General features: G+C 64.7%; 22 protein-coding genes. 12 read left to right on the top strand and 10 right to left on the bottom strand.

Annotated features, from left to right (window positions below; translation table 11 throughout):
• Nucleotides 1-74 precede the first annotated feature (74 nt).
• Entirely contained in the window at nt 75-545 is a 471-nt protein-coding gene (locus H6718_09550; protein ID MCB9585632.1) for an RNA-binding protein, read from the bottom strand.
• Between the two features lie 430 nt (nt 546-975).
• On the opposite strand from H6718_09550, the gene H6718_09545 reads away from it, so the two are divergent.
• On the top strand, nt 976-2820 hold the full coding sequence (locus H6718_09545) for a hypothetical protein (protein ID MCB9585631.1): 1845 nt from the start codon (nt 976-978) through the stop codon (nt 2818-2820).
• 26 nt (nt 2821-2846) lie between these two features.
• Here the strand turns inward: H6718_09545 and H6718_09540 are convergent, their stop codons facing one another.
• Together H6718_09540 and H6718_09535 are read right to left on the bottom strand one after the other, a co-directional pair.
• Nucleotides 2847-3377: a hypothetical protein gene (locus tag H6718_09540; protein MCB9585630.1), complete on the bottom strand. Its 531-nt coding sequence runs from the start codon at nt 3375-3377 to the stop codon at nt 2847-2849.
• Nucleotides 3374-3817: a nitroreductase family deazaflavin-dependent oxidoreductase gene (locus tag H6718_09535; GenBank protein ID MCB9585629.1), complete on the bottom strand. Its 444-nt coding sequence runs from the start codon at nt 3815-3817 to the stop codon at nt 3374-3376. Before H6718_09535 ends, H6718_09540 begins: the two co-directional genes overlap by 4 nt.
• A 207-nt stretch (nt 3818-4024) precedes the next feature.
• Here H6718_09535 and H6718_09530 point away from each other — a divergent pair, with 207 nt between their 5' ends.
• Together H6718_09530 and H6718_09525 are read left to right on the top strand one after the other, a co-directional pair.
• A complete protein-coding gene (locus H6718_09530; GenBank protein MCB9585628.1) occupies nt 4025-4606 on the top strand; it encodes a hypothetical protein in 582 nt (193 codons plus the stop codon).
• 1601 nt (nt 4607-6207) lie between these two features.
• A complete protein-coding gene (locus tag H6718_09525) occupies nt 6208-7785 on the top strand; it encodes a hypothetical protein (GenBank protein ID MCB9585627.1) in 1578 nt (525 codons plus the stop codon).
• Here the strand turns inward: H6718_09525 and H6718_09520 are convergent, their stop codons facing one another.
• The 3 genes from H6718_09520 to H6718_09510 are packed head-to-tail and all read right to left on the bottom strand — an operon-like array spanning nt 7786 to nt 10698.
• Nucleotides 7786-8664: a DMT family transporter gene (locus H6718_09520; GenBank protein ID MCB9585626.1), complete on the bottom strand. Its 879-nt coding sequence runs from the start codon at nt 8662-8664 to the stop codon at nt 7786-7788.
• A 59-nt stretch (nt 8665-8723) separates the two neighbouring features.
• Entirely contained in the window at nt 8724-10025 is a 1302-nt protein-coding gene (locus tag H6718_09515; GenBank protein ID MCB9585625.1) for an AarF/ABC1/UbiB kinase family protein, read from the bottom strand.
• Between the two features lie 52 nt (nt 10026-10077).
• On the bottom strand, nt 10078-10698 hold the full coding sequence (locus H6718_09510; GenBank protein ID MCB9585624.1) for a TetR/AcrR family transcriptional regulator: 621 nt from the start codon (nt 10696-10698) through the stop codon (nt 10078-10080).
• 103 nt (nt 10699-10801) lie between these two features.
• Between H6718_09510 and H6718_09505 the strand changes: the two genes are divergently transcribed.
• The 4 genes from H6718_09505 to H6718_09490 all read left to right on the top strand — a co-directional run bounded on the left by H6718_09505 (nt 10802) and on the right by H6718_09490 (nt 14769).
• Complete coding sequence (locus H6718_09505) at nt 10802-11179, top strand: YkgJ family cysteine cluster protein (GenBank protein ID MCB9585623.1); 378 nt, start codon at nt 10802-10804, stop codon at nt 11177-11179.
• Between the two features lie 170 nt (nt 11180-11349).
• Nucleotides 11350-11877 carry a hypothetical protein gene (locus tag H6718_09500; GenBank protein MCB9585622.1) on the top strand — a complete coding sequence of 176 codons (528 nt, stop codon included), beginning with the start codon at nt 11350-11352 and terminating at the stop codon, nt 11875-11877.
• A gap of 104 nt (nt 11878-11981) precedes the next feature.
• Entirely contained in the window at nt 11982-13427 is a 1446-nt protein-coding gene (locus H6718_09495) for a HAMP domain-containing histidine kinase (protein ID MCB9585621.1), read from the top strand.
• A complete protein-coding gene (locus H6718_09490) occupies nt 13420-14769 on the top strand; it encodes a threonine/serine exporter family protein (GenBank protein MCB9585620.1) in 1350 nt (449 codons plus the stop codon). The genes H6718_09495 and H6718_09490 overlap by 8 nt, the downstream gene beginning before the upstream one ends.
• An 88-nt stretch (nt 14770-14857) precedes the next feature.
• Here the strand turns inward: H6718_09490 and H6718_09485 are convergent, their stop codons facing one another.
• Together H6718_09485 and H6718_09480 are read right to left on the bottom strand one after the other, a co-directional pair.
• On the bottom strand, nt 14858-15757 hold the full coding sequence (locus H6718_09485; GenBank protein MCB9585619.1) for a polysaccharide deacetylase family protein: 900 nt from the start codon (nt 15755-15757) through the stop codon (nt 14858-14860).
• Nucleotides 15711-16313: a hypothetical protein gene (locus H6718_09480; protein ID MCB9585618.1), complete on the bottom strand. Its 603-nt coding sequence runs from the start codon at nt 16311-16313 to the stop codon at nt 15711-15713. Before H6718_09480 ends, H6718_09485 begins: the two co-directional genes overlap by 47 nt.
• A 232-nt stretch (nt 16314-16545) precedes the next feature.
• Between H6718_09480 and H6718_09475 the strand changes: the two genes are divergently transcribed.
• The 4 genes from H6718_09475 (at nt 16546) to H6718_09460 (ending at nt 21451) form a co-directional block, all read left to right on the top strand.
• Nucleotides 16546-18432, top strand: a complete 1887-nt coding sequence (locus H6718_09475; protein MCB9585617.1) for an MBOAT family protein — start codon at nt 16546-16548, stop codon at nt 18430-18432.
• Between the two features lie 122 nt (nt 18433-18554).
• On the top strand, nt 18555-20291 hold the full coding sequence (locus H6718_09470) for a hypothetical protein (GenBank protein ID MCB9585616.1): 1737 nt from the start codon (nt 18555-18557) through the stop codon (nt 20289-20291).
• A 28-nt stretch (nt 20292-20319) separates the two neighbouring features.
• Nucleotides 20320-20727, top strand: a complete 408-nt coding sequence (locus H6718_09465) for a hypothetical protein (protein MCB9585615.1) — start codon at nt 20320-20322, stop codon at nt 20725-20727.
• A gap of 127 nt (nt 20728-20854) precedes the next feature.
• Entirely contained in the window at nt 20855-21451 is a 597-nt protein-coding gene (locus H6718_09460) for a hypothetical protein (GenBank protein ID MCB9585614.1), read from the top strand.
• Here H6718_09460 and H6718_09455 read toward each other — a convergent pair whose 3' ends face one another.
• Together H6718_09455 and H6718_09450 are read right to left on the bottom strand one after the other, a co-directional pair.
• Nucleotides 21452-22024: a helix-turn-helix domain-containing protein gene (locus H6718_09455; protein ID MCB9585613.1), complete on the bottom strand. Its 573-nt coding sequence runs from the start codon at nt 22022-22024 to the stop codon at nt 21452-21454.
• A gap of 358 nt (nt 22025-22382) precedes the next feature.
• Nucleotides 22383-23501, bottom strand: a complete 1119-nt coding sequence (locus tag H6718_09450) for a hypothetical protein (protein MCB9585612.1) — start codon at nt 23499-23501, stop codon at nt 22383-22385.
• 186 nt (nt 23502-23687) lie between these two features.
• Between H6718_09450 and H6718_09445 the strand changes: the two genes are divergently transcribed.
• Nucleotides 23688-25616: an MYXO-CTERM sorting domain-containing protein gene (locus H6718_09445; GenBank protein MCB9585611.1), complete on the top strand. Its 1929-nt coding sequence runs from the start codon at nt 23688-23690 to the stop codon at nt 25614-25616.
• Nucleotides 25617-25682 lie beyond the last annotated feature (66 nt).

Raw genomic sequence — 25682 nt, 5'->3', positions numbered from 1 at the left:
GCGGCATGACGGACCACAAAACGCAGAAAGGCGGCCGAAGGCCGCCTTTCCACTTGGTTACTGTTGGCTTCCGATCACCAGTCGCGTCCGCCGCCGTCATCACGGCTGCGTCCACGGCCACCGCCGCGACCACCACCACGACCGCCGCGACCGCCGCCGCCACCACCGTAGCCGCCGCCACCGCCGCCGCCGCCGCCGTAGCCGCCGCCACCGCCGCCGCCGCTACGACCACCACGGCCGCCGCCGCCGCCGTAGCCGCCGCCGCCACCGCCGAAGCCACCACCGCCACCGCGGGGAGCACGCTCACGAGCCTCGTTGACGGCCACGGTGCGTCCGTCGAGCACAGTGTCATTCATCTCTTGGATCGCCGTGTCACCACAGGCGTCATCCACGAACGTCACGAAGCCGAAGCCACGTGAACGTCCCGTCTCGCGGTCGCTAACGACCACTGCCTCTTGAACCTCACCAAAGCGCTCGAACGCGCTACGCAAACTCGCCTCGTCCGTGGACCAGGACAGACCGCCAACAAACAGTTTCTTTGCCATCTCTCTCTCTGTCTTGCTGGGCTCCAAATTCCAGAACCGTTGATAGAGCGCCCAGCAACTCCACTGGCACAAGCGCCAGGGGTTCCCCACTGTCAGGGAACACATTCTGATTCACCGCCAGCGCCGCAGAGTCAAGCCAAGCTGCGAGATCGCGGTACCGTTTGCTGCGGTTCACTCCCCAACCACCCCCGCCTAGTGCATGATCCCGCGGAAATCCCGTAGCTCTCGCCCCGCGAGGCCGCGGGGCGAACCAGCCACCCAAGCTGAACAGATGCCCCCCTTTCACTCCCTCGGCGCCGCGCACTCCATCCGCTGCGCGGCATGCTTCAGGGCCAAGGGAGCATTGACGCAACGCTCTGAGCGCCAAATCCGACGCACCCTGAGCGCCCTGAGTCTCGCGTTTCTGAGTGTTGTCGGCGTCCTTCTGGGCATGACCACGAGCGCTTGGGCCGGCTGCCCAGAGCAGGAGGCATGGGCGAAGCGCTGCGACAGCGAAGACTTCCGCTTCGAAGTTCAGGCGTGCCCGGATGGCGTAATTGTCGGTACCGCGCGGATTCGAGGAAAGACCAAGCTACCCGTCGAGTTGAAGCCCGCGAGCGAACAGTCGTTCCGCCGCGTCGGAGATACCGGCGTCCAACCGATCGGCGAGTTCCCCGACTGGAACGCCCAGCCCACGCCACAGCGCGACACACTAGACGCGATGCTCGCGTGCGTCGAACACGCGGGGCCACCACCGTTCCCAGTGGCCGACACCGAGGAGCCGAAGGGGAAGAGCCCTCGCCTGCTGCTTGCCGGGTTATTGCTGCTGGCGGTAGCCCTGGGACTCAGAGTAAGCCTCACGCCAACTTCCGCAAGGAAACATCTCTTCAAGGAGAGCCTCGCGGTATGCGGGTTTGCCATCGCCGTTTTTGGCATACGCTGGTGGTTGGTTCCGCCCGCGATGTTCCACCAAAACGGCCAGGGGCCCCTGTGGGTGTTATTCGCTTTGGATAGTCCCAGCACCCCTCAAGTCTACGGGCCCGGGTACGCCGAGATGACTGGCTGGCTCGCAGCGCGTGTCGATCCCGAACTCGCGGTCTACTTGATCAGCGCAACGCTATTCGCGCTGATGCTCCCAGCGGCCTTCGCCATCGCTCGCTCGGTTGGCCTTGGTCGCGTCCCCACCTGGGCGCTCATTGGTAGCCTGGCAGTGCATCCTTTGGGGGCGCGCCTGGCAGGCAGCGAGTCCTACTACGCAACGCTCCCCGGACTCGCCATGCTCGCTTGCCTGGCAATGGTGCTGGCGGTCCAACCAGAGCACGAACTCCACGCGCCTCGGCGACGCTGGCTCTTCATCACCGGAACTCTGGCCGCGGCGACGTTGATTGCTCAAGCCGCGCGGGTACATCCCGTCGGATGGTCTGCACTTGCTTGCCTCGCATTCGTGCCCCTCTCAATACCCGGCCCGTTGCGCCGACGACTATTCCGCACAGCAATGCTCTGTGGCGCGATCGCGGTGCTGGTACTGGGCACCTCCGCTCTGGAGATGCTGCGGGTGCTAGCTGGGGAAATCGGGCAAAAGTGGCTACCCCGGAGCGCGTTCAGTTGGACTCGCCTTCTGCTGACACTGAGTGCGTTCCCGGCCTTGGCGGTGCTGGGCAGACGGCGGCGGGCGGTGTTGCCGGCGTTCGCTTTCTGCCTCGTGCTGGGCTTGTTGTCCGCCAGCCACCCAATTCCAGGTGCGGCCCCACGCATCGCTCACGCAATGTACTGGCTCTACCTCCCCGCGCTGCTCGGTACGTTTGCGTGCTGGCTTGCTCAGTTGGGGTCACTGGCACGTAGCGTAGGGTGCGCTTGCGCCGTCGGTGTGACCTTGGGTGCAGGGTGGGAGTACCGAGCCAACTACCTCACCCTAGCCACCGACGCACTTGAAATCCGCGCGGCAAATATCTGGAAGCGCGAGCTACCCGTGGGGTCCTACGTCGCCTACGTTTCCCGCGCTGGACGTCGCGTGATGCTCATGCCCTTCTACGACGACACGAAAATCGAGGGCGTCCGCATCACCGATGAGACGGGAAGCATCGCGCCAGCACCGGAACTCTACTACTACCGCAGCTCGGTGTGCTCCACCGACGAGGGCAGGGCGCTTTGCAGGAAGGTGGAGAGCGACTTCGAGCTCACACCGATCGAGGAGCACACCTTCCCGTCGGTCGCCAGTCTCCAGCACCTGCCCATGGGCTCAGAGCCGGTTCGCGTGGGGCTCTTCAAAGCCAAGCTTCGCACGAGGCCCAAGTAGCCGAGGGTCCGAAGCCCGAGTGCCACTCACCACGCTGGGGCAAACGCCGAAGCCTGATGAAAATTCGGAGCAGCGCCCCGGCTGGGATGGCTCATGGCATACGACCGCCCATCAGGACCGCCCCAAATAGCGCAAGCGCCGAGGCGCCAGGGCCGTGGAGGCAGCAGCGCTTCAGCGATTCGAACCTCAGCGCGCCAGCGCGAACTCCCGCGCTCCACGGTGACGTCACACGGTAAATCCTCACGGCAACGCTCGCGCCAGGTGAGAAGCTCGAGCAGCCACCAGTGCCCAAACGGGCCGACCTCCAGCTCTAGATAGCGCTCCTCTCCCCCCCAAATGAACAGCTCGGCTACGCTGTAGCGCCAGAGCTCGGGGACGCGACCAGGTGGGAAGGCAGGCGGTGGATCGGGCCAAAGTGGGGCATCGATTGTCACCAGCAGGTCCGAAGCGTGATCCAACGTAAAGTCAACGACCGCGTCGACAGCCAGCGCCTCACCACTCCAGAGATGACCAACGCGCACTTCGCGCTTTATTTCCCCACGGGAGCGTGACTTCACGCTTGCTCACGTTCCAAGGCAACTACTGGGATCTGGCGCTCCACCAGCTCTTGATAGTGCGCGTAGCGCGGCTCTTTCGCTGTGACGAGGCGCCAGACGCGGGTGCGTTCCTCACCCGCTAGCGTGCGGGCCCGTGCCTGATACTGCTCGCGCCCAACCTGAACCTGAACCAGTGGGTTGGCCTTCACGTTGTGGTACCAGGCTGGGTGCTTCACTTGAGCGGCGTTGGAAGCGATCACCACCAGGTAGTCGTTCACCTTGAAGTACGGCAGAGGCGCCACGCGCAACGCACCAGATTTTCGGCCAACACTACCGAGCAGCAAGATCCTGAGCCCGATCAAACCATGCCCGACTCGACCGCCAGTCTTGCGGTAGAGCCAGGTATGAACGCGACTGATGTGCCCCAAGAGCTTGCCGCGAGGCTTGAGATAGAAGGCCATTTGTCGGGGAGGATACGCACAGGGACGACGCAGTCACCAGCTCGCTTGGCCCCTCTAGCTGGCGACTTCAGAGACCGTAGGTACCGTTCGGGCAAACCTGTGAGCCCATCGGCGCGCGATTCCGCTAGCATCCTCTCCACCTTTCGGGTCCGAGCACCCAGAGAGCCGCGCATCGCCAACGGGAGCGACGCTGAAGAAACGAACTTCATGGCAGCAGTGCCTCAGATCAAAGGTCTTTCGACGCGCTCGGTGTTCCAGGCGCTGGGCACCTTGCGAGGTCCCGAAGTAGCCGAGCAAGTCATCGAGCGCTTGGTGGCGTCGGCAGAATCACAAGAGCTCGGTGAGCTGCTGCGGCTTGGAGGGATCCTCGCAAGCACGTGGTATCCCCTGGCGTGGCACGGTCAGCTGATGCGCGCCGTTCGCCAAGTCACGGGTGAAGGCCCAGAGCTCATCTGGGCACTGGGTCGAGAGTCGACAGCGGCTGATCTGAGCAGCGTGCACAAGATGTTCATGGGCCTCTTGGCGCCCCACACCGTGCTCAGCGTGAGCCCGAGAATGTTCGGCAACTACTACGACACCGGTAAGGTCCAGGTGAGCGAATCGCGCAAAGGCTACGGCTTGGTCGAGTGGAGCGGCTGCCGCGGTTTCGACGCTAACCTGTGGACGGAAATCCTGGGTGGCTCGGAAGCGTTGCTCGAGGCCGCCGGTGCGAAGTCCATCGCGATCCAACGCCTCCATGGCGGCGGCAACGGGCAGGACTTCATGCGCGCCGACGCCAACTGGCTCTAGGGCGCTGACACGAAAGTCAGCGTTCCTGAGGCGGTTATGGAGTCAGATTCCGCGAGATTTTCGCGCGTTCTTGCATCCCAGTAGAACATGTTCTACCTGAACTGCGTCGAAGAACCGCAGTTTCAGTCAGGGAGCAATCGCCCTGACGCTTGGCGGGGACTTCCGCCGGATGGAGGCGCGAGTGCGAACGGGTGGACTTGCAACGTGGCTGGTGTCGTTGGCTGTGCTTGCTCAGGGCGCGGCGCTGTCCGCTGCTTGCGCCGACGGCGGAGCAATCGAGCAAAGCGTTGGCAGTGGAGGCGACGGGGGTACCGGCGGCGTCGGAGGGACCTCGGGTAGCTCCGGCTCAGGCGGCCAAGGCGGTGAGATCGGCGGCGCCCAGGTCATCCATGTATCTCCGCTCGGAAATGACAATGCTGACGGCAAGACACCCGACTCAGCGGTGCAGACCATCAACGAGGGCATTCAGCGCGCCGTCGGCTGTGGCACGAAGCCCTGCGACATCCACGTGATGAAAGGCACCTACGAAGAGCAGGTGACCCTCGCAGATGGCGTTCACATCAAGGGCGGCTACGGCGCCGGCTTCAAGGGCCAGGACACCGCAGCCAACCCCGTGGTGATCACCTCCACGGAGGCCAAGACGATCATCGCCGAGGGTCTGACCAAGGACACCAGCCTCGAATCCCTGACCGTGCGCGGCGCAGACTTGAGCGAGTTGACGGATGGATCCAGCAGCTACGCGGTGTGGGTCCACGCCTCCGGTGACGCCCTGAACATCGTCGATGCACGGGTGGAGGGCGGAAAGGCAGCCGCAGGAGCCGACGGCGCGCAAGGTGAGGTCGTCGCCTGCAGCGCGCTCGGTGGCACCGGCGGCGTCGTGGCTGACTGTAGCTCTGGTCCCGGAGAGCCCGGAGATGCCGATGGCGACCCGACCAGCGGCGGTGAAGGCGGACCCGATGGGTCGGACAACTGCCCCAGCGCCTGTCCGCTCACAGGCAGCGACGGCGTGAGCGGCGGCACCACGGGCAAGGACGGTGGCGACGGGGCCAACGGATTGCCAGGTGGAATTTCTATGGACGCCCTGGGAGCCTTCACCGATCTCGGCATCTGGCAGGGCACCTTGGGCAGCGCTGGCGAGCGTGGCAAGCACGGCACCGGTGGTGGCGGCGGCGGCGCTGGTGGGACCAAGCGCTTCCGCGCGTGCTTTGGCTGCGGCACGCTGCTCGGCGGACCCGGAGGCAAAGGCGGCGACGGCGGTTGCGGCGGAGACGGCGGCGCGCCCGGAGGCGTCGGTGGTGGCGCGTTCGGCATCGTGCTGATCGACTCCAACTTGAAGCTCGAGGGCAGCTACGTGTCCGGTGGGCTTGCCGGCAATGGTGGCAAAGGCGGAGACGGGGCGATCGGCGCGACTGGCGCCATGGGCGCGGGAGGCGAAGACGGCGGCTCCCAGAAGTGTGGAGCGATCAACTACAGCTCGGCGGGCGGGGCGGCGGGCGGCAACGGCGGCAAGGGTGGCGCTGGCGGCGGGGGTGCTGGCGGCAACGGTGGCGTGTCCATCGCCATCGCGTTGATCGGCAAGGCGGTTGTCACCGAAGGCGACGGTGTCATCATCGATCGCGGCACGTCGGGCAACGGCGGCCCAGGCGGACAAGGTGGCAACGACGCACAACCAGGGATCAAAGGCGAGACTTGGGGCTCCAAGGAGTTCTTGCTCGCGATGCCTTGAGGCCCTGCTCGCCTTCGCGATTCTTGGGGGTGAGGTCAGCTGCGATCGCGCCGCGCCTCCCCAGGCTGCGCCCAGCACCGTCGCAGCCAGCGCCACGCAGGTTCCTCGAGCCGCCGTCAGCGCAGAGCCGGGCTACTTCGTTTCCCTGAGGCAATCATCGATCGACGTACGTTTGTGCTTCAGCGCAGCGCCGGGACGGCACATGCTGCCTCACGACGCGGCCCCGGAGCGACTAGTGGAGAGCATGCAGCTCTCCCACGCCGGAAAGGTCTCGGGCCTCGAACGCGATGGTAGCGGCTTCGCCTTACCTGACGGACTCGGCAAGGGAGACTGCGTCGACTACAGCATCGCGCTAGACAAGCTGCGCGGCATCGGTGCCCCGAACCGTACCCGGCAGTACGGCGAGGACTGGCTGCTCTGCGCCGACTACTGGCTCTGGCACGCGGAGCAAGTCACAGAGCTCCCGCTCAGCTTCTCATTGCCTCCCGGAACCACTGCGAGCTTTCCCTGGCAGCAGCGGGACGGACACTACTTGGTTCCGCTCGATGCTCACCGCTGGAAGTCCGTCGGCGCCGTTGGCAGCCTGCAGACCCAGCGGCTCCGAGCAGGGGAGTTCGACCTCGAGGTAGCGAGCCTGGGTGACGAAGCGCCAGCGCCTTATTTGGCTTGGCTCACCGCGTCGGCAAAAGCGGCCAGCATTCCATTCCGCGGGGATCCACCCTTGGCAGCGCTCGTGGTCTTGGCGCCGGAGCCTAGCCGCGGGGATTCCTTCGGCTTCGCGTTCCACGGCGGCGGTCGCTCGAGCCTGATCTGGGCCGCGCGCAGCGCAACCGAAGGCAGCATCGGTGAGGACTGGGCCGCGACCCACGAGCTGTTCCACCTGTTGATGCCTTACGTTCGCATGGAGGATGCGTGGTTCAGCGAGGGCGTCACCACCTACTACACCGCGATCCTGCGGGGCCGCGCCGGCGCGCTCAACGACAAACAAGTGTGGTGGGAGCTGGTCGATGGCTTCGAGCGCGGGAGCCGCGTGGCCGGCGAGCTGCCGCTCCAGCGGGAGAGCGAGCTGATGCACGAGCATCGCAGCTACTGGCGGGTCTACTGGTCTGGCGCGGCGATCGCCCTCAGCTGGGAGCTGGAGCTCGCCAAGGCGGGCAAGAGCCTGGACGAGGTGATGCAGGCGCTTGGGAGATACGGCCGCGAGAAAGCCGAACTCTACACCGCCGAAGAGTTGATTCGCCGCGTGGAAAAGGAACTCAAGGTCTCCCTGTGGTCACTCGCTGAGCCCGCGCTCGCCTCAGCCAGCTTCTTCGACTACCAGCCGCTGCTGGACCAGCTTGGCGTGCACGGCGACTCAAAGCACCTGAGCCTCCGCAAGTCCAAGCTCGCGGACCTACGCGAGCGCCTCACGCGGGGCCCCGACGCTGACAAGAGCCAACGAGCCGAGCGCTAGTCATTGCGCGAGCCGCGCGGCGCTCGCTTCCGCACGGCGCGCGCCTTCTACCGCCAGGACCACCACCAAGCTCCCGACGACGTGACCTGCGCCGTAGCTCTCCCCGAGCACCAGCGCAGCCCACACGCTCGCCAGGAGCGGCACCGCGGTGAGCACGATGGCCACAAGCGCCGCGCTCACCCGACCGTGCGCCCAGTTGACGAGCAAGTGGCCGTTGCCAGGACCAAACGCGAGGATCGCCAAGAGCAGCCACTGCTTGGACGCTCCCGGCGCAGACACCGGCGCGCTCAAGGCGAACGGCAGCGCAATGCAGAACCCGATGAAGAACACCGAAGCGGTCAGTGTGAGCGTGTGAGCGCCCTCGAGGCGCGCGCGCTTGCCAAACAGCAAGTATGCGCTCACCGCGAATAGATTGAGGAGCGACAGCAAGTCGCCAAAGTAGTCATGCTCTTGAGACTTGAGGCTGCTCAGCACCACGACCGTGACACCGAGCACGGCCAGCACGCTGAAGCCCAGCACCTTGCGCGGCACGACCTCCCCCACTGCGCGTCGAGACACCGCCGCGACGACGACGGGCTGCAGCGCAGACACCAAGGCAACGATGGCGATGTTCGTGCGCTGGGTCGCGCTGATGTAGAGCAGCTGGTGAAAACCGAAGCACAGCCCGGCGAGCAACACGCCAGTCCATTGCTTCGGCCATGGGATGCGGCGACCCAGCGCCACCAGAGCAAGAGCACTGCCCCCGAGCGCCATGCGCCAGGCCGCGATGGTGGGCGCTGGCATGCCGATGGCTTTGGCAAGCACGAAGCCCCAACTGAAACCCGTGGCGGCCAACAACACCGCCAGCACTCCTCGGCTCTGGCGGTCGGCAGCAGTCACCGCGCGTAGATAGCACGTGGTGGTGCTGCTGTGGCGCTAGCTACGAACGAGCGCGAAGCTCAGGCGCCGGGCGTGGGCGACTCGACCGCCGCGCGCCAGATGTCAGGCCAAGGGCCAGTAGCATCCAGATACGCGAGCACGGAGTTGAGCCCCCACTGCAGTCGATTGAGAAACAACCACTCGGGAGGCATCGCGGTCTTCAGCTTGTTCGGGTTGTCGAACAACAAGAGCGCGTAGCTCTGCTGCACGTACTCGTGAGTGTAGGTGAAGTGGGGCGCGCGCTGCATGAACGGGGTGTAGAGGTAGCGCATGACCGCCCACTGGTGATCCCAGTCGAAGCGCTTCGGCTTGGGCACCATCCCAAGGTCGGGAAAGTAACGCTCGAAGTCCGCTCGCCGGTCGTCCAACACGCTCAGCGCCACTCGCTTCCACGCGGCAATCATGTGCGGATCGAAGCGGCGAACGCAGCCGTAGTCCAGGAACGTCACCTGCCCATCTGACCCGAACAGGTAGTTCCCTGGATGAGGGTCGGCGTTATAGGTCGCGTGCCGAAAGATGCAATCGAAGGACACGCGGAAGATCGCCTCTGCGGCGCGATCTTTCAGCTCCTGAGGAGCGCTGTCGCAAAAGGGATAGAAGCGTTGCCCGTCGACCAGGTGGGTGGTCAGCACGCGCGTGGTGGTGCGTTCCGCGACCACTTCCGGCACGTGCACATTGGTGTAACCCGCGAGCAAGCGCGAAAAGAAGCGCTGGTTTTCCGCCTCGTTCTGGTAGTCACACTCCTCCATCAGCCGCTCGGCGAGCTCGCTCAGCAGCGCCCTCCCGTCGATCGGCATGCCCAAGGTGGAGAGCGTCGTCGCGAAGCCGACCGTCTTCAGATCGCTCTTCAGCGCCTCTTCGATCTCCGGGTACTGCACCTTCACGGCGACGGCTTGCCCAGCGTGCGAGGCCCGGTGCACTTGCCCGATGGAGGCTGCGGCAAACGGCTCTCGCTCAAAGTCATCGAACGCTTCGTCCAAAGCGCAACCGAACTCTGTCTCGACCAGCTCCTTGACCCGTTCGAACTTCAGCGCCGTGCTCTCAGCTTGAAGTTCCGCAAGGATACGCTGTGCGTCAGGAGGCAGCGCGCCTGGCATGTAGCTCGCCATCTGCCCAAACTTCATGATCAGGCCCTTCATCGAGCTCATATCCCGCACCAGCTTGCGCGCTACCTCGAGCTGCTTTGGCGTCGCCGCCGCGGGCCCTCCGGCCCCCAGGCTCCGCTTCACGTAGCGGACGCCGAGCTTCGAGGCCATGCGCGCGGTCACCAGGGTGCGGTCTTTGAAACCGCGGGCCAGTGCGTCGATTTTTACCTCTTTCACAGGCTACTCCTTTTTGAAGACAGCTCGGGAGCGCCGAGCAGCAATCGAAAACTCAGGCGCGCATGCCGTCCACTGCGAGGTCGAGACTGAGGCGCAGCTGCAACAGCGCAGTCTCACGATCCGGCATCGCTCGGCCGAGCCAGAGCTGGAGGGCAAAGGCGTACAGCGCAAAGAACTGATAGCCAGCTTGGAAGTCGTCCAGCGGCCGGAGCGACGCGCCTCGCGCCCGTGCATCGCGCACCAGCGCGCCCATGCGCGCGACGATACCGAAGGTCACTTCGTTGAAGTCGTCCCGCACGCGCCCGGTACCGAACTGGTACTCCTTGAGGAACGTGCGCGAGAGTTCGTGATCTTCATCATAGAAGGCGAAGATCTGCCGGAACACGTGGAGCAAGGCGTCCACCAGCTCCAGTTCCTCGGGGATACTGTCTAGGGCACGACTCGCGACCCGCTCTAGCTCCTGGGAAAAGACGTAGAACAACAGGTCCGTCTTCTCGGGAAAGTAGACGAACAGGGTGCCCACGCCGATGCGCGCGCGCTCGGCTATCTCGCGGGTGGTGGTGCCCGCGTAGCCCTGGCTACGAAACAAGCTGCGCGCCGCCTCCTCGATAGCGGCGAGCTTTGCTTGCTTCTTCTGTTCCCGCAGGGAGGGCGCTTTTTCTGCCGTTTTCATCAATCTTGAGCGCGCTCAATTTTGAGCATGCTCAATTTCTAGTCCGGTGCTGCCCGTTCGCAAGGACAAAAGCGCCGCCGGCAGCATTAAGCTAGGCGGCGTCGTGTCACTGACCAGCTTCGAGCTCGACTGCACTCGCTGCGGGGCATGCTGCGCTCCCCGCGGGGACTGGACGACCTACGTGCACGTCCCCCCTGACGAGCGACGTCGCCTCCCACGGCACTTTGCGCTGCTGGTGGTGGACGATGAGTTGTCCACGGTCGTGGATGGCGACTCGCACGACGCGCCTCCCCCCCAAACCCACGGGATGCACGAACTTCCATTTCGCCGCGCTCCGGGCGTGCGCTGTGTGGCCCTGGAAGGCGAGCTGGGAGAGCGCGTGGGGTGTGCGATGCACCGCGATCGACCGAGCGTATGCAGGCAATTTCGTGTGGGATCGCGCGCCTGCCTCGAGGCGCGCGCAGAAGTGCTCGGCCTCTGACGTACAACGCGGCTCCGCGTGCTCGGTGTGCGGAATCACGCTCGGCGCTGTGGCGACAGCGCGTGATCGGGTCGACGAGCGTTCGACATCTCGTGGACACGCAACTTATCTAAGCCGGTTCGCTGTTGGCGAACCGCCATGGGTCGGATAGCCTCGGCCTTCGAGGCTCAATGCAGAATAATCCGTACGGCAATCCCCCTCCCTATGGTCCCCCGCCTGGTGGCGGCTTCGGTGCTCCTGGCGGCCCTCCTGGCGGCAATCCTTACGGCCCTCCCGGTGCGTATGGTCCGCCTCCCGGCGGAGGTGGCGGCGGCCCTGCGCTGGAGAAGGTGAACCTCCCCGCCATCTTCATCATGGTCTCGATGGGCCTGGGCATCGCCTATCAGCTCCTGTCGCTCGTGATGAACCTGCTGGGCGCTGGCATGGGAGCGATGAGCGGTGGCGACCAGGGCATGCAGAGCCTGATGTCCGGCGTCCTCGGCATGGTGTTCGGCGTGATCGGTCTCGCCATCGGTGCGTTCGTCATCTTCGGGATGACCAAGGCGCGCAAGGGTGAGAGCTGGGGCCTTTCGGTCGGCGCGACCGTGGTCGCGATGGTGCCGTGTATCTCACCGTGCTGCTTGCTTGGACTGCCGTTTGGCATCTGGATGCTCGTGATGCTCATGAACGAAGAGGTCAAGCGCTCCTTCAAGAGCTGATTGGCGCTCTCACAGATTCTTGGGCCGCGTTTCCGTGATGCATCACGGGCCGCGGCCCTTGCTGTATCTAGCGCCCGCGGCGCGCCTGCCGCAGAATGCATGACGTGAAGCCCGGGCTTCGATTGCAGCTCTTGTTGCTGCTGGGTGGCCTGCTGCTGCTCGGGCTTCTGCCGCTGTACTTCGCGGTGTCGACGTACACCCGCGTGACATTGCAGGAGGTGCGCTACGCTAGCGCTCGCTCCCTGGGACGAGCGGTCGCTGGACACGTCTCTGAAGCTCGAGAGCGCCGGACGCACGCGGAGCTGATGGAGCTCCTGCACTCCGAGATCGGCGCCAGTGGGCTCGAGGCGATCGGAGTCTATGATCCTCAGGGAAAAGCCGTGGCGCGTGTCGGCGAGCCCGTGGCCGTCGACGAGCTACCCCAGAGCGTCGATCCTGGTAGTGAGCGCGTATTCCCGGCGCGAACGAACTACGGGCCAGGCATCGCAGTCGTCGTGCCAGATTCCCATGGCGCCGTGGCCGCGGTGTTGCGCACGGACGATGACGCCGCGCGGGTCGCGCCGCTCTTGCGCCTGTTCGCGCTCTACACCTCAGTCATCGCCTTCGCCCTGCTCCTGCTCAGCTATTTCGTGCTGACCCGCTGGATCGTCCGGCCACTCGACAGCCTCGGGCGCGCCGCCAGTCGCGTCGCCCAGGGCGCGCGCAAGCTCGAGCTGCCGCGCTCCGGCGCTCGCGAACTGACGGAGCTCGGAGTTTCCTTGAGGCAAATGACGGAGCACCTGATCGCCGAAGAGGAGGCGCTGCGCAAGAAGGTCGACGAGGTCGAACGCGCCACCCGCGAGCTCGAAGCGACTCAGGCGAGCCTGGTGCGTTCGGAGCGCCTAGCGAGCGTCGGGCGGCTCGCTGCTGGGCTAGCTCATGAAATCGGGAACCCGATCGCGGCGCTGATCGGGCTCGAGGACCTGTTGATCGAAGGCGGCCTGGATGAAGCCGAGCAGAAGGACTTCTTGCTGCGGATGCGTAAAGAGACGGAGCGCATCCACAACATCCTGCGCGACCTCTTGCAGTTCGCGCGACCGAGCCAACAAGCGAACCCTGACGGGGGTGACGTAGAGACGGCGATCTACGACACCGTGACCCTGGTCACGCCCCAGAAGGCGCTGCGGGACATCTCCCTCGAAGTCGACGTCTTCCCCGAGTTGCCGTTGGTGCGCCTGAGCCGAGAACAGCTGGTGCAGGTTTTGCTCAACTTGGTGCTGAACGCTGCGGACGCGTGCGGACCTGGAGGTCGCGTGGTAGTGCGCGCCGAACCCAAACCCGAAGGCGTCTGCCTGAGCGTCGAAGACGACGGACCAGGCGTGTCACCGGCGGTGCGGGACCAACTGTTCGAGCCATTTGTCACCACCAAGGAGGTGGGCAAAGGCACCGGTCTTGGCCTCTCGGTGTGCCGCGGATTGGTGGAAGCCGCAGGCGGCACCATCGACCTCGACCCGAGCTACGAGGGCGGTGCGCGCTTCGTCGTGGAGCTGCCCGCTCTCGCCAATGACTGACTCCTCTCGGCACTCGATCGCCCCCACGTCCCGTCCAAGCATCGGTCTTCAACTACCCAGCCAGCTCGACCTCTCGGAGCTGTCGAGCGAGCTCAAGAACTCGCTGCCGACCGGCACCCTGACCGACGCCGACATCGCCTACCTGCAAGACGCGAGCGCATTCTTGATGCGCCTCGGTCGCGTGTTGCACGCCCAGGGCACGAGCGCTTTGCGCCTGGAAGAAGCGCTCGGTGGCTGTGCGGCGCGTCTTGGCTTGCGCGCGCAGCTCTTCTCCACGCCAACGTCGCTGTTCATCGCGCTTGGAGACGACCGCGTAGCCCAGACCCATATGGTGCGCGTGGACCCGGGCGAAGTGAACCTGAGCAAGCTGGTTGAGCTCGACGCGCTGATCGACTCGATCGGCCACGGCACCATTTCCTTGCGGCAAGGATTTGAGCGTCTGGACGAGGTCGCGAACGCACCGCATCCGTACCCCGATTGGCTCGCTCCTGTCGCCTTCGGGGTGAGTTCAGCCAGCGCCGCGGCCTTCTTCCGCGGCAACGTGCTGGATGTCTTGGTGTCTGCGATCCTGGGGCTTGGGCTCGGCGCGCTCACCCTGTGGATGGATCGAGGCACGGCAACCCGACGCATCTACCCGGCACTGGCGAGCTGCTTGGCAGCAGCCGTCGCGCTCGCCCTCGGCAATCACATGGCCGTCAGCCCGAGCGTGATCACCGTGAGTGCGCTGATCGTGCTGGTGCCCGGGCTGACGCTCACGGTCGCCATGAGTGAGCTCGCAACGGCGCATTTGATGAGCGGCACCGCGCGCTTCGCCGCCGCGGCGGTGACGTTCTTGCAGATGGGCCTGGGCGTGGGGCTAGGGCGCGAGCTGGTGCATCGCCTGCTCGGGTCGACACCTCCGACGTTCACAAGTGCACCGTTGCCGGGCTTCGCTGAGCTCACGGCGTTGGTGCTCGCGCCCTTTGCTTTCGCAGTGCTGTTCCGCGCGCGGCGCCGGGACATCCCGCTGATCGCGTTGACCAGTGTGCTCGGCTTCATGGGAGCACGCGCCGGTGCACATCTGTTGGGCCCAGAGCTCGGCGCGTTCGTTGGTGCGTTCGTCGTGGCAGCGATCTCCAACTGGATTGCCCGCCTGAAAAAGCGCCCGGCGAGCATCACGTTGGTTCCGGGCATCATGCTGTTGGTGCCTGGCTCGATTGGTTTCCGCAGCCTGAGCTCCTTCTTGGAGCGAGATGTTTTGACCGGGACGGAAGGTGTCTTCCGGATGTTCTTGGTGGCTGCGACGCTGGTCGGTGGCCTGTTGATGGCCAACGCCGTGTTTCCTCCGCGCCGCGAACTTTGAGCGTTACCCTCCCCCATGAAACTCAACGCACCGCGGAAGGTCTGGCTGGGGCTTGCCCGGAGCGGTATCGACGCCTGACACCGACGCGCTAAGCAGGCGCCTTTACTTCCTCGAGGAAACTCTCCAAGGGTACGATGGGCAGCTCTTGCGCCTTGATCGCTTGGAGCAGCTTCGGTAGCACTTCGATCGCGACCGGAGTGAAGTCGTCACGCTCCGCGGCGTCGTGGAGGAGCAGGATGGCGCCAGGCTTCAGGCCCGCCTGCAAGCGTTCGAGGACTTTGTCGGGGTCGGCGTTCTTCAGGCCGTCTCGGCCCTTCGCGCTCCAAGCGACCAGGGTCACTCCCGCCTTCTTCGCACCCGCAGCGGTGCGCGTCGACACATGACCAATGGGAGGCCGAAACAGCGTTGGGCGCTGCCCGCAGGCTTCTTCAATCGCCTTCTGAGTGCGGGCGATGTCTTCCTCGACGTACTTTGGCGTCTTCCAAGAGAAGAGCCGATCGTGCTGATAGCCGTGGAGGCCAATGCCGTGACCACGCTCTACGATTTGCTTCACCACCTCCGGGTGTAGCCGCACCTTGCGCCCCACGAGGAAGAACGTCGCGCGGACGTTATTTTCCTCGAGGATATCCAAGATCCTCGGGGTGTGCTCAGGGTGCGGGCCGTCGTCGAAGGTGAGCACGACACCTTGATCCGCCTCACCTCGCCACAGGACATCACCGAACATCTCGAGCTGCGGAAACAACACACCTGCGGTCGCCAGGGCCGTGTACGCGATGAAAGCCGCAATGGCGTACTCGAGGGGAATCGGCTCCCCCCAAACAGAGCGCACCATCAGCGCGATACCACCCAAGGTGGCCACGACGAGCAGGATGCGGGAAGGCGGCATGGAGTCAGCCGGGAGCTTAGCGCCAGGCAACGCATCGGCGGCCACACTTCGCGAGCTAGTGACGGGCGCGTCGGCGAGCAGGCGTCTCAGCAGCGAGCTCATCGCTCACGTCCACGTCTTCCAGCCGCTTGTGACTCGCTCCCTCGGCAATGCGCGCCCGCGCCTGTTCGCGGCCTGCTTCCTTGGCGGACTCGCCGGTGTTGTCGATCTCGAACATCAGGGCGAGCAGCGTCCCAACCATCGGCAGCGCAGCGGCCGGGAGATCCCCCAGCTTCCCAGCGCCCGCCTGAAGCATGCTGAGGTCCACGGTGTAGGGCAGCCACTTTCGTACGGCGTACATGCCAACGGTCCCGATCAGCACCGCGGCGACGGCTTTGATGGCGTTCTCGACCCCAGCGTCCCGCACCCAAATCGCCTTGCCGCTGACCAACGCGGTGAGCAAGCCGGTCACTACCGCGGCCACGTAAGCAATGGGCGCGCCCCAGGTCACGATGCCTAGGCCCTTGACCAATACGGCCGCAACGGCAGCGCCAACCAAGACGCCTTTGATCAAACCCAGGATGAAACGACCGACCATGATGCAGGGGGAAGCGTTGGCCTCAATCTGGGTGTCGTCAACCAAGGCCAGTGTGAAGTTGTGTTGAGTCCCGAACGCCACGTCGGACGCCGCCGCCGGAGCAGGGAACCCAGGCTTATCTAAGGGTTCGGGGGAGAGGGGCTCCGTATTTCAGCCCATGAACGATTTCGCGCTCGTCGACGCAGAAGGAGCGCGACGGGGCACGAACGCACCGCAATGCGCGCCCAGGGGTTGGCGCCGCGACCTTTGTCCTCTACGCCCGTCCTCTGCATTTTCGGGTCTGCCTTCTCGGGCCCTGGCGCGAACAACAAAAATGGTGGCTCGCCGCGCTCAGCGAGGCCACCGAGCGGTCCGACTCGTGCTGTTCAACACCCTCGACTACGCCAGATTCCTCGCTTTCGTCTTCGTCGTGTCCTGGGTGCTCGCGCGTCGACGCTGGGCGCTGTTGTTGCCGTGGTTCTTGCTGGCGGGCTACTCGCTCAGCCTACCCGCCACACTGACCAACGGCGGCATCACCGTCGTCGCCGGCTTGCTGTCTCTCCGCCTGTGCCACCAGAAGCACACCGGGGAAACGCCGCCGCTGCCTGCTGCCCTCGCCGCCGTAGCGCTGAACTTCATCGCCCTTGGCTGGCTTAGCTACCGCCACGCTGCTCGCGACCCGCTTGGCCTCGGCCTGACGGCACTGAAGCTTCCGTTACCGCACGGCACCGTACCAAGCATCGTCGGCGCACTTGTCGGGTTCGCGCTGCTCCTGCTCTTGGTGCGCGCGCGTAAGATCCGCCTGATCTTCATCCTGCTCGCGAGCTACGTCTTTTACGCGCACTGGGACTGGCGCTTCTTGCCGCTCATCTTCTTCTCCTCCTCCATCGACTGGCTGCTGGGCCACGCCATCTACAAGGAGCAAGATCCAGGGAAAAAGAAGCGGTGGCTGGTGCTCACAGCGGCCGTCAACTTGGGTGTGCTTGGCGTGTTCAAGTACTTCAACTTCGGGATCGACACAGCGCGTGCGCTGCTCGAATCCCTGGGGATGCACCCGTCTCCCATCGCGCTGCGCATCGCACTGCCCGTCGGCATCAGCTTCTTCACCTTCGAGTCGATGAGCTACGTCATCGACGTGTACCGGGGGGACATCAAGCCACAGAAGAGCTACCTCGAGTACCTCGCGTTCGTGGCCTTTTTCCCCCATCTGGTCGCCGGACCCATCGTGCGCCCACGCGACTTGCTGCCGCAGCTCGCCAATCAGCCGCGCTGGAGCGCCCTCGAAGGCTCAGAGGGCTTGTTCCTGATCGGCGTCGGTCTGGTGAAGAAGGTCTGCATCGGCGACTACCTAGCGCTCAACTTGGTAGACCGCGTGTTCGACGCACCGATGCATTACTCGAGCCTCGAGTGCTACGCAGGCGTTCTGGGATATGCGGTGCAAATCTACTGCGACTTCTCGGGGTACACCGACATGGCGATCGGCTCCGCGCTGCTCTTGGGTGTGCGCTTCCCCCTGAACTTCGACTCGCCCTACAAGGCGCCGGACATCCAAGATTTCTGGCGGCGCTGGCATATCTCCCTGTCCACGTGGTTGCGCGACTACCTGTACATCCCTCTGGGCGGCAATCGTAAGGGCGAGGCCCGGACGTACATCAACCTGATGCTCACGATGCTGCTCGGTGGCCTGTGGCACGGGGCCGCTTGGACATTCGTCGTGTGGGGCGGGTTGCACGGTGGCGCATTGGCAGTCCATCGCGCCTGGCATTCATCACCCGTCCAGAAAGCCTTTGTGAACGCCGCTCGGGAGCGCCACGCCTACTGGGTGTGGGAGGACGGGGAGTCGAAGAAGCGCCTCCCGGGCAAGGGCTGGAGCCCGCCTCGCACTTGGTGGGGCACACTGATCGGTGTGCTGGTGACCTTCCATTTCGTGTGCGCGTGCTGGATTTTTTTCCGCGCGGATAATTTTCAGAAGGCCTGGCTGATGTTCTCCCAGCTGGGACAGCTGACCCATTTCCATCCGAACTTGCCGGCGAAGGTGCTGGCGGTGCTGAGCCTCGGCTTGCTGAGCCATTACGTCCCGGAACGCCTGTTCGTGTGGGCGCGGGAGACGTTCAAGCGGGCGCCGGCGTTCACCCAAGGCGCGATCCTGCTCGCCCTCCTGCTGTGGGTGCGCGAAATGGTCAGCGCCCAGGCAGTGCCGTTCGTCTACTTCCAGTTCTGATCACCCAGATTCTGCGGGGTTTCACCCCAAGCCGCAGCACTGTGGGCGCGCTTTGGGGCAGTTACCGCAATGCTTGCGTTCATGGCAGTTGCGCGACGCAAACGTAACGGTATCGTAACAGGATGTTCTATCTGTCGCGCCCCGGGTCTCGGGCGGCGGCTTCGAAAGCGTCCCCAGGTCGGTCTGGACCACTCGAGCCGGCGCTGGACTCCGAGCTGCGCGACGATCCAGAGCACGGACGGGACTCCCTAGACCCGGCCGCTCCGTGGTCCCTAAGACCGCCTCCGCTGCAGTCCACAGCGCCCGGCCGGGACCAGGGCGTTCGCTGGAGCATCCACGACCGCACCCATTTGCAGTGCTCACTGGTGTACCGCGCGCGGAACCTGCTGGACCGCTTCAAGCTGTTCGAGCGCTTCGAGTGGGAGGTGTACTTCTTCGTGCCGGATAGTTTCCGCTTGGATAGTCAGACGTACCGTCAAGACGACATCTACGCGGACTTGAAGAGCTACGTGCGCCTGGCGCCCCGAGAGGAACCACTTCGCGACCTACTACAGGAGCCCTTGACCCGACTCATCCAGGCGCTCAGGGGCGATCGCACCGAGGCGCTGGACGGCCTGCGCTTGATCTCCTGCCTCCTGCGTGACGCTCTGGCCAACGCCGAGCGCCACATCGTGAGTGAACTATCGGGTTGCGTGGAAGCCGAAGCAAGACGCCAGGCGCGCGGGCGCGACGCCTCAGGTATCGTCAGGAAGCCTGGCAAGGGCAAGGCGCTGAGCTTGACCCGCAGCCTCGACTTGCAAATCCGCGGGGCAATCAAGACCGGCCCGCAGGTGCTAACTGGACTCCGAAGCGCCATCGACACGGAGCTCAGCGCTCGCGCCGACATGGACGAAACGACGCTCACCGCAGCAGACTGGGTGAAGGCCGAAATCTCGCTGATGTTCGAGGCCTTCTTCGGGCGCGTCGCGCGGAAGCTGAAGACCAGCGGCGGCCCGAAGGAGCTGGTCGATGCACTGACCCGTTGCGCCCTGGATGCGGTCGAAGCTCGACAAAACTGCAGCCTCGACTTGGAGCTCTCGGGGCCACTGCGACCGGAACGGGTCGAACACTTCGAGTTCCAGCGCCATGTGCTGAAACGCTTCACCTCCAGCGTGCTGTGGCTTCAGACGCGGGTTCGCGAACCAGGCCGCTGGATCCGTCACGCGCTGTACGCGATTGCTGCAGGAGCCGCGATGTCCTTCGCGGTGGCCGCGGCGCTGTGGAACGGCGTCGCGCCAAACGAACAGATGGTGCCGTGGCTCTTCGCTGCCGTGATTGCGTACGCCGTGAAGGATCGCCTGAAGGCGATCCTGCAGGAGACCTTCAGCAACGTGGTCGCACGGCACTTCCCGGATCGACGTTGGGACATCACCGACCGCGCTGGGAAGCGTATCGCGATCGTAGACGAGCACTCAGGGTTCGTGCCTTTCCAGAGTGTGCAGCCAGACGTGCTCGCCGCGCGTCGCCGCACCCGGGTGCACGCCATCGAAGAGGTCGCACGGCCAGAGACGGTGCTCTGCCACAAGAAGTCGTTCGTGCTCGACAATGAGCACCTCGCCGCGCTGGGCCCGGACTTCGATGGGTTGGCCGAGATCTTCCGCTTGGACCTGCACCGCTGGCTGACCCACACCGATGACCCGAAGCAGACCGTGGTGGTGGCCGATCGCGAAACCGAGAGCATCCGCTCCTACAAGGCGCCCAGGGTCTACAACATCGCGGTGGTGTACCGCCTGCGCTATGCCGATCAATCCACCCCGTGGCACCGCCTGCGAGTCGTCGTGAGTCGCAAGGGCCTGCAGCGGGTCGATTCCATCGACTGAGTGCCTGGCTCGATGTAGGTTCCGCAGCATGAGCGACGCCTCGGACGAGACCATGGAGGCACCCGAGGTCGATGGCGATACGCCGAAGCGGCGCCGCAAGAAGCGCAAGCGCGCTGCAGCCAAACAAGGGCTGAGGCGTGCAGAGCTGGACGCTGGCGGGCGTGAACGGCCCCGCTTTCTTTTGGACTTCCCGGAAGATCCGGAGCTCGAGCGCCTGATCGAGGCGTTTGAACTAGGCAACTATCATCAGGTACGCGAGCTCGCCCCCAACCTGATTGAACACGGCAAGTCGCCCGAGGTGCGCAGCGCAGCGAGGGAGCTCAGGCGTCGGATCGAGCCGGATCCGCTGTTGAAATACCTGCTTCTCGCCACCTTGCTGCTGCTCGGTGCGCTAGTCTGGTACGCGTATGCGCGCCACGGTGCCCACGCCCACTGAGCCCCGGTCAGCAATTCGCGCCCGGGAGGCGCGAACAATCGCAATTGCCAGCGATCGCCAGGAGTCCAGCTCCAGACGCTTATCCGCGCGGCAATTCGCGCCCGGGCTCGTCGAAGCGACTGGAACGTTGCTCCTAGGATTGGTGCTGGCGGGGTGTGGTGGCGCTGAGCCTGCTCCACCAGTGCCACCAAAGGCCGAAGTTGCCGACACGGAGGTTGCTCGCTACCTCCCGTTACCCAACGACTTCGTCTACACTTACGACACGTACAGTGACGGCCAGCGGATTGGCAGCCTCTGGATCCAAGTGAGCCACGTGCGAGATGAGCGCGTGGACCTCAAGATTGGCAGCCGGGTCACTCATCTCGAGCTCGCCCGAGAGGGGGTGAGGGACATTGGCGGGGGCTGGGTGCTGAAGGCGCCTCTAAAGGTGGGCGCCGAGTTTGCGGGAAAGAACGGTCGTGTGCGCATCACCCAGATGGACGTCGCAATCGAGACCGCCGCGGGGAGCTTCAAGGGTTGCTTGGAAACTCAAGAGGAGGCCGGCGGCGCCGAGGCTCAGAGCCGAGTCACGACCTTGTACTGCCCAGACGTTGGCATCACCCGCATCGACATCATGACTCAAGAAGGCAACGAGCTCGTTGAAGAACGAGCGGTGTTGCGCTCCTTCAACAAGCGCGTCGACATCAATAGTTTGGGCGACGAACCGTTGCCCGAAACCAACTAGTCATTGCCGCGCGGCAATTTCTTCCATCAGCCCAAGCAGCCGCAAGAGCTCGCTCGGGTCGATGGGTGACTCCAGGTAACCTTGGGCGCCGGCGCGCAAATACGCGGCGCGCTGGGAGTCTGAAGGGGTGCGGCTGGTGATGATCACTCGCACTGGATGGTCCCAACCACTGCTCAGCCTGCGGCAGGCTTCCAGCGCGTCGAGATGCCCCATCGCGGCATCCAGCAACAGCACGTCGGGGGGACTTGCGCCGCACGCCAGCAAGCCATCGATCGGGTTTGCGAAGCCTTCGACCTCAACCTGAGGCGCACACTGTTTCAACGCGTCAATTGCTCTTCGCAGCGTCGAGGCGTCGCTGTCGACGATCAACAGCTTGTGGACTTCGCTCAGCTGCGCGGGCAGCGGCATGTTGTGGCTGCGCAGGAACTCGATCAGCTGGTCCCGCTGCACACGTCGGTGACCACCAGGCGTGCGATGTGCGGGCAAAAGGCCGCGATCGATCCAGTTTAGGACCGTCGACGGACTCACATGTGCCAGGCGGGCTACTTCGTGGGTGGTGAAATAGTGTCGCAACGTTGTGTGAGCCTACCGCGCATCGTCCACCGCTGGCCACTCCTAGGCGACGAGATTCATAGCTAGAAAAACCACACAACCTCGAGATTCAAGCTTCCGAGGGACACAAACCTCTCGGAAGCGCTCAGCTTCTTCCGCCCTGCGCCAACGGCTGAAGAGCGACCTTAAACGGAGTCCGTTTCGCACCCCGGAACTCTAAATCCGCCGGGAAGCGGAAGTGCCTGCGCGCATGAGCAACGGGGCCGCGGCACACGGGTCAACCTCACCCCACGGGGTGTCCGAAACGGCCACTAGGACACCCTTGCCGCCGCAGCCTTGGGGAGTGCCTCAGCGCGTGAACGGCGCTTTGACGTGTCGGCTAGACCGTTGCGCGTTGCTCGGGGTGCGGCACACGCCGCCTGGGACGCGTGACCTGGCCGAAATGCAGCTTTTTGAAAGCGACGGTGGGCTTCAAGCCCGGTGCCAGCGGCGAGCTCTGAACCTCGCTCGACGCGAACATCTGAACGAATGCCGGGGCATACTCCACGCGGTCCACCAAAGTGCGCTCGAGGACCATTGAGGTGTACTGCGTCGCCCCAAGCTCAGGGGTATTAGCGTTGATCACCACGTCTAGGTCCTGTTGCCGACAAAGCCGCGCAAGCCCAGGTATTTTGCTGTCCAGCGGACTCCAGTTGTCGGCGCAGGTGCCATTTTCACTGCAGCCCCAAACCCCGTTCTGGGTATTGACGAAAAGCGTTTGATTCCCCGAGGTATGACCTGGTGTGCGGAGCAACATCACGCCGTCACCCAAAGCGTAGTCTGCGTCCGTGAGCAACACCCGCTGGGTGTTCACATCACGTTTTCCGTCCGCCACGAACCACGCTTTTTGCATCGGGTGAAGGTCATCCCAGTCGTCCCACTCTCGGGCGGGGGCGAGCAACACGGCGTTCGGGAAGCGGGCGGAGCGGCCCGAGGTCCCGAGTAGTGCGCGCAAGTCCTGCGTGTGAAAGTGATCGAAAGCGACATAGTCGATGTCCGAGCCGTCCAGACCGAGGGCCGACAGCTGAGACTCGAGGCTGTCGAACTTCTGCTGGAGCACGTTGAACGCCACGTACTCGCCCACTTGCTCGATCATGCGCTTGAAGAACGGCGTCTCGCGGGAGGCGATATCGTCCGTCGGGTTGAAGAGGAGGTTCTTCAACTCCCCTCGCTGCAAGAACTGCACGAGCAGGCATTGGTGCTTCATGATTACGTACGGAAACGGAAGCAGCGGTGCGGACCAGAACGCGTACTTGGTGGGGTAGGCCAACGTCGCCACCGGCAGGGTGCGCACCGCGACGACCCGCGGTCCCGTCGCAAAGCGTTCACGCAGCCCGAACGCCGCCTTGCGCACCGCCTTCAGCTTGGGCCCGTGGCCAGACACCTGCCAAGCAGCGTCGAAACACTCGAGTCGTTCGAGTCCGCTGACATCGCTCATGTATCCGGTGCGTTCAATCATGCTTCCTCCATCCTGCTGCCGCTCCACTCACCCGAAACCAAGGTTTCACTGCCGTCCCCTGGTCGGAGAGCGCCGACACGCCCGTATTAGTCCCGCGCCGTAGCGCTGTCAGGTTCCGGTTCGGCAACCGGCGCCCACCCCGTATACTGTGCAACGGTTGCAGCTTGTTGGCTTTGGAGGCACGCGATGAAGAACCTACGAACACTCACTCACTCCGCCCTCGCGAGCTTGAGCTTGCTTGGCATCACTCACCTCGCACACGCCCAAGCCACGGTGGTGAGCGACCTCAGCATCGCGCGAACCGTAACCCTCACCGGCGCGAGCACCCTCCACGGCCTGGATGTTGCCGCTGACGGTCGCGTCTTCGTCATTGGCGGCGGCGGCACAGATATCTACGTGCTGAACACGGATGACTCGTTCAGTCGCATCGCCCAGGGCGTGGGCACCTTCAACGGCGTGCTTTCGGATCTTCGCATCGGGCCTGATGGCTTGCTCTACGCCATTAGCACCGGAGCGAACCCGGCTCCCGTTCAGCGCTTTGCCTTCGACGGCACGGCCCAAGCGAACTTGGCCACGCTGAACGACGGAGCAGACGCAAACGCGGCGGGTCTCGACTTCGACTGCCAGGGCAACCTGTTCGCCTCGGACACCTCGACGAGTCTGTCCCGAGTCACCCCGGCAGGCGTGGTCTCCCTGGTCAACTCCACTCCGTTCGCCTTTCAAGACGTCGATGAAATCGAGGCCGCTGGCAACAACGTGTTCTTCATCTCCGATGGCTCGGCCAGAACAGCGGATCAGGACACGATCTGGCGCATGGCAGCGGATGGTCAGATCACCAAGTACGCGGAGATCAGCGGCACGCAGCTTTACTCGGGCGCCTACGATTTCGCGGCTGGCGTCTACTACGTGGCCTCCTACAACACCGGGCAGATCTACCGCCTCACCGACACCAACGGCAATCAGCGCATCGACGACGCGAGCGAACAGCAGCTGGTAGCGAGCGGTTTCGCAAGCAACGAAGCTTCCGACCTCGGCATCGGCCCGTCCTCGTCCGGCAGCGGCTTTTCGCTGTACGTCAGCGGGACCAACAAGGTCTACGAGATCTCAGGCCTCGGGGTGCCCAGCGGCGACTGTGGGGATCGCATCGACGACGACGGGGACGGCTTCTGCGAGATCGGCCGGGACACGAACAACGACGGCGACTGTCTGGACACCGGGGAGACGGACCCGAGCAACGTCGACTGCGACGACACTGACGCCACGCGTTTCCCTGGGGCAACGGAGCTATGTGACGGCAAGGACAACGACTGCGACAACAGCACCGACGAAGACTTCAGCACCCTCGGGGACGCCTGCAGCGATGGCGTCGGAGCGTGCATGGCCTCCGGCTTCATCGTGTGCGACGGCACGCTCTCCGGCGTTGAGTGCGACGCGGTACCGGGAACCGCAACCACCGAGGTGTGCGGGAACACAGTGGATGAGGACTGTGACGGCGCCCTCGACAACGGCTGCGGGACCGGCGGAGCCGGTGGCACCAGCGCGGGTGGCACAGGCGGCACCAGCGCCGGAGGAACCGGCGGAACCAGCGCTGGAGGAACCGGCGGCAGCGCTGGAACCAGCAGCGGCGGCGCCGCGGGCATGAGCAGCGGTGGAAGCGCCGGAACCAGCGCGGGTGGCAGCGCTGGCACGGCTGGTGCGACGAGCGGTGGCGCCGCGGGCATGAGCAGCGGTGGAAGCGCCGGAACCAGCGCGGGTGGCACAGGCGGGAGCGTTGCTGGCAGCGGCGGAACTGCTGCTGCAGCCGGGACGAGCTCGGGTGGAGCCGCTGGCTCCGGCGGGACCGCTACGGGTGGCACAGCTGGCAGCGCCGGGAGCTCCGTGGCTGGTAGCGCCAACGGCGGCAGCGCAACCGGCGGAAACAGCAGCGGCGGGACTGCGGGTCTGACTTCTGGTGGCAGCGCCGGCGCAGCTGGCACGAACGGCGCGAGTGCCGAGTCGGTGGAGGGTGGCGGCTGCGGTTGTTCGACGCCAGGTCAGAAGGCACCTGGCGGCTTGGCTGGCTTGCTCGTCGCACTCGGAGCGATCGTGCTGCGGCGCCGGCGGCGGGCAAAGTAGGCACCTGGCGCCCCTCTCCCCCCAAAATTCACGTCAGCAGCAATCACCCCCGTCACCTTCTCCAAG

The sequence above is a fragment of the Polyangiaceae bacterium genome, from assembly GCA_020633205.1.
Classification (GTDB): Bacteria; Myxococcota_A; Polyangia; order Polyangiales; family Polyangiaceae; genus JAHBVY01.
This window is presented reverse-complemented; position numbering and strand designations above follow the sequence as displayed.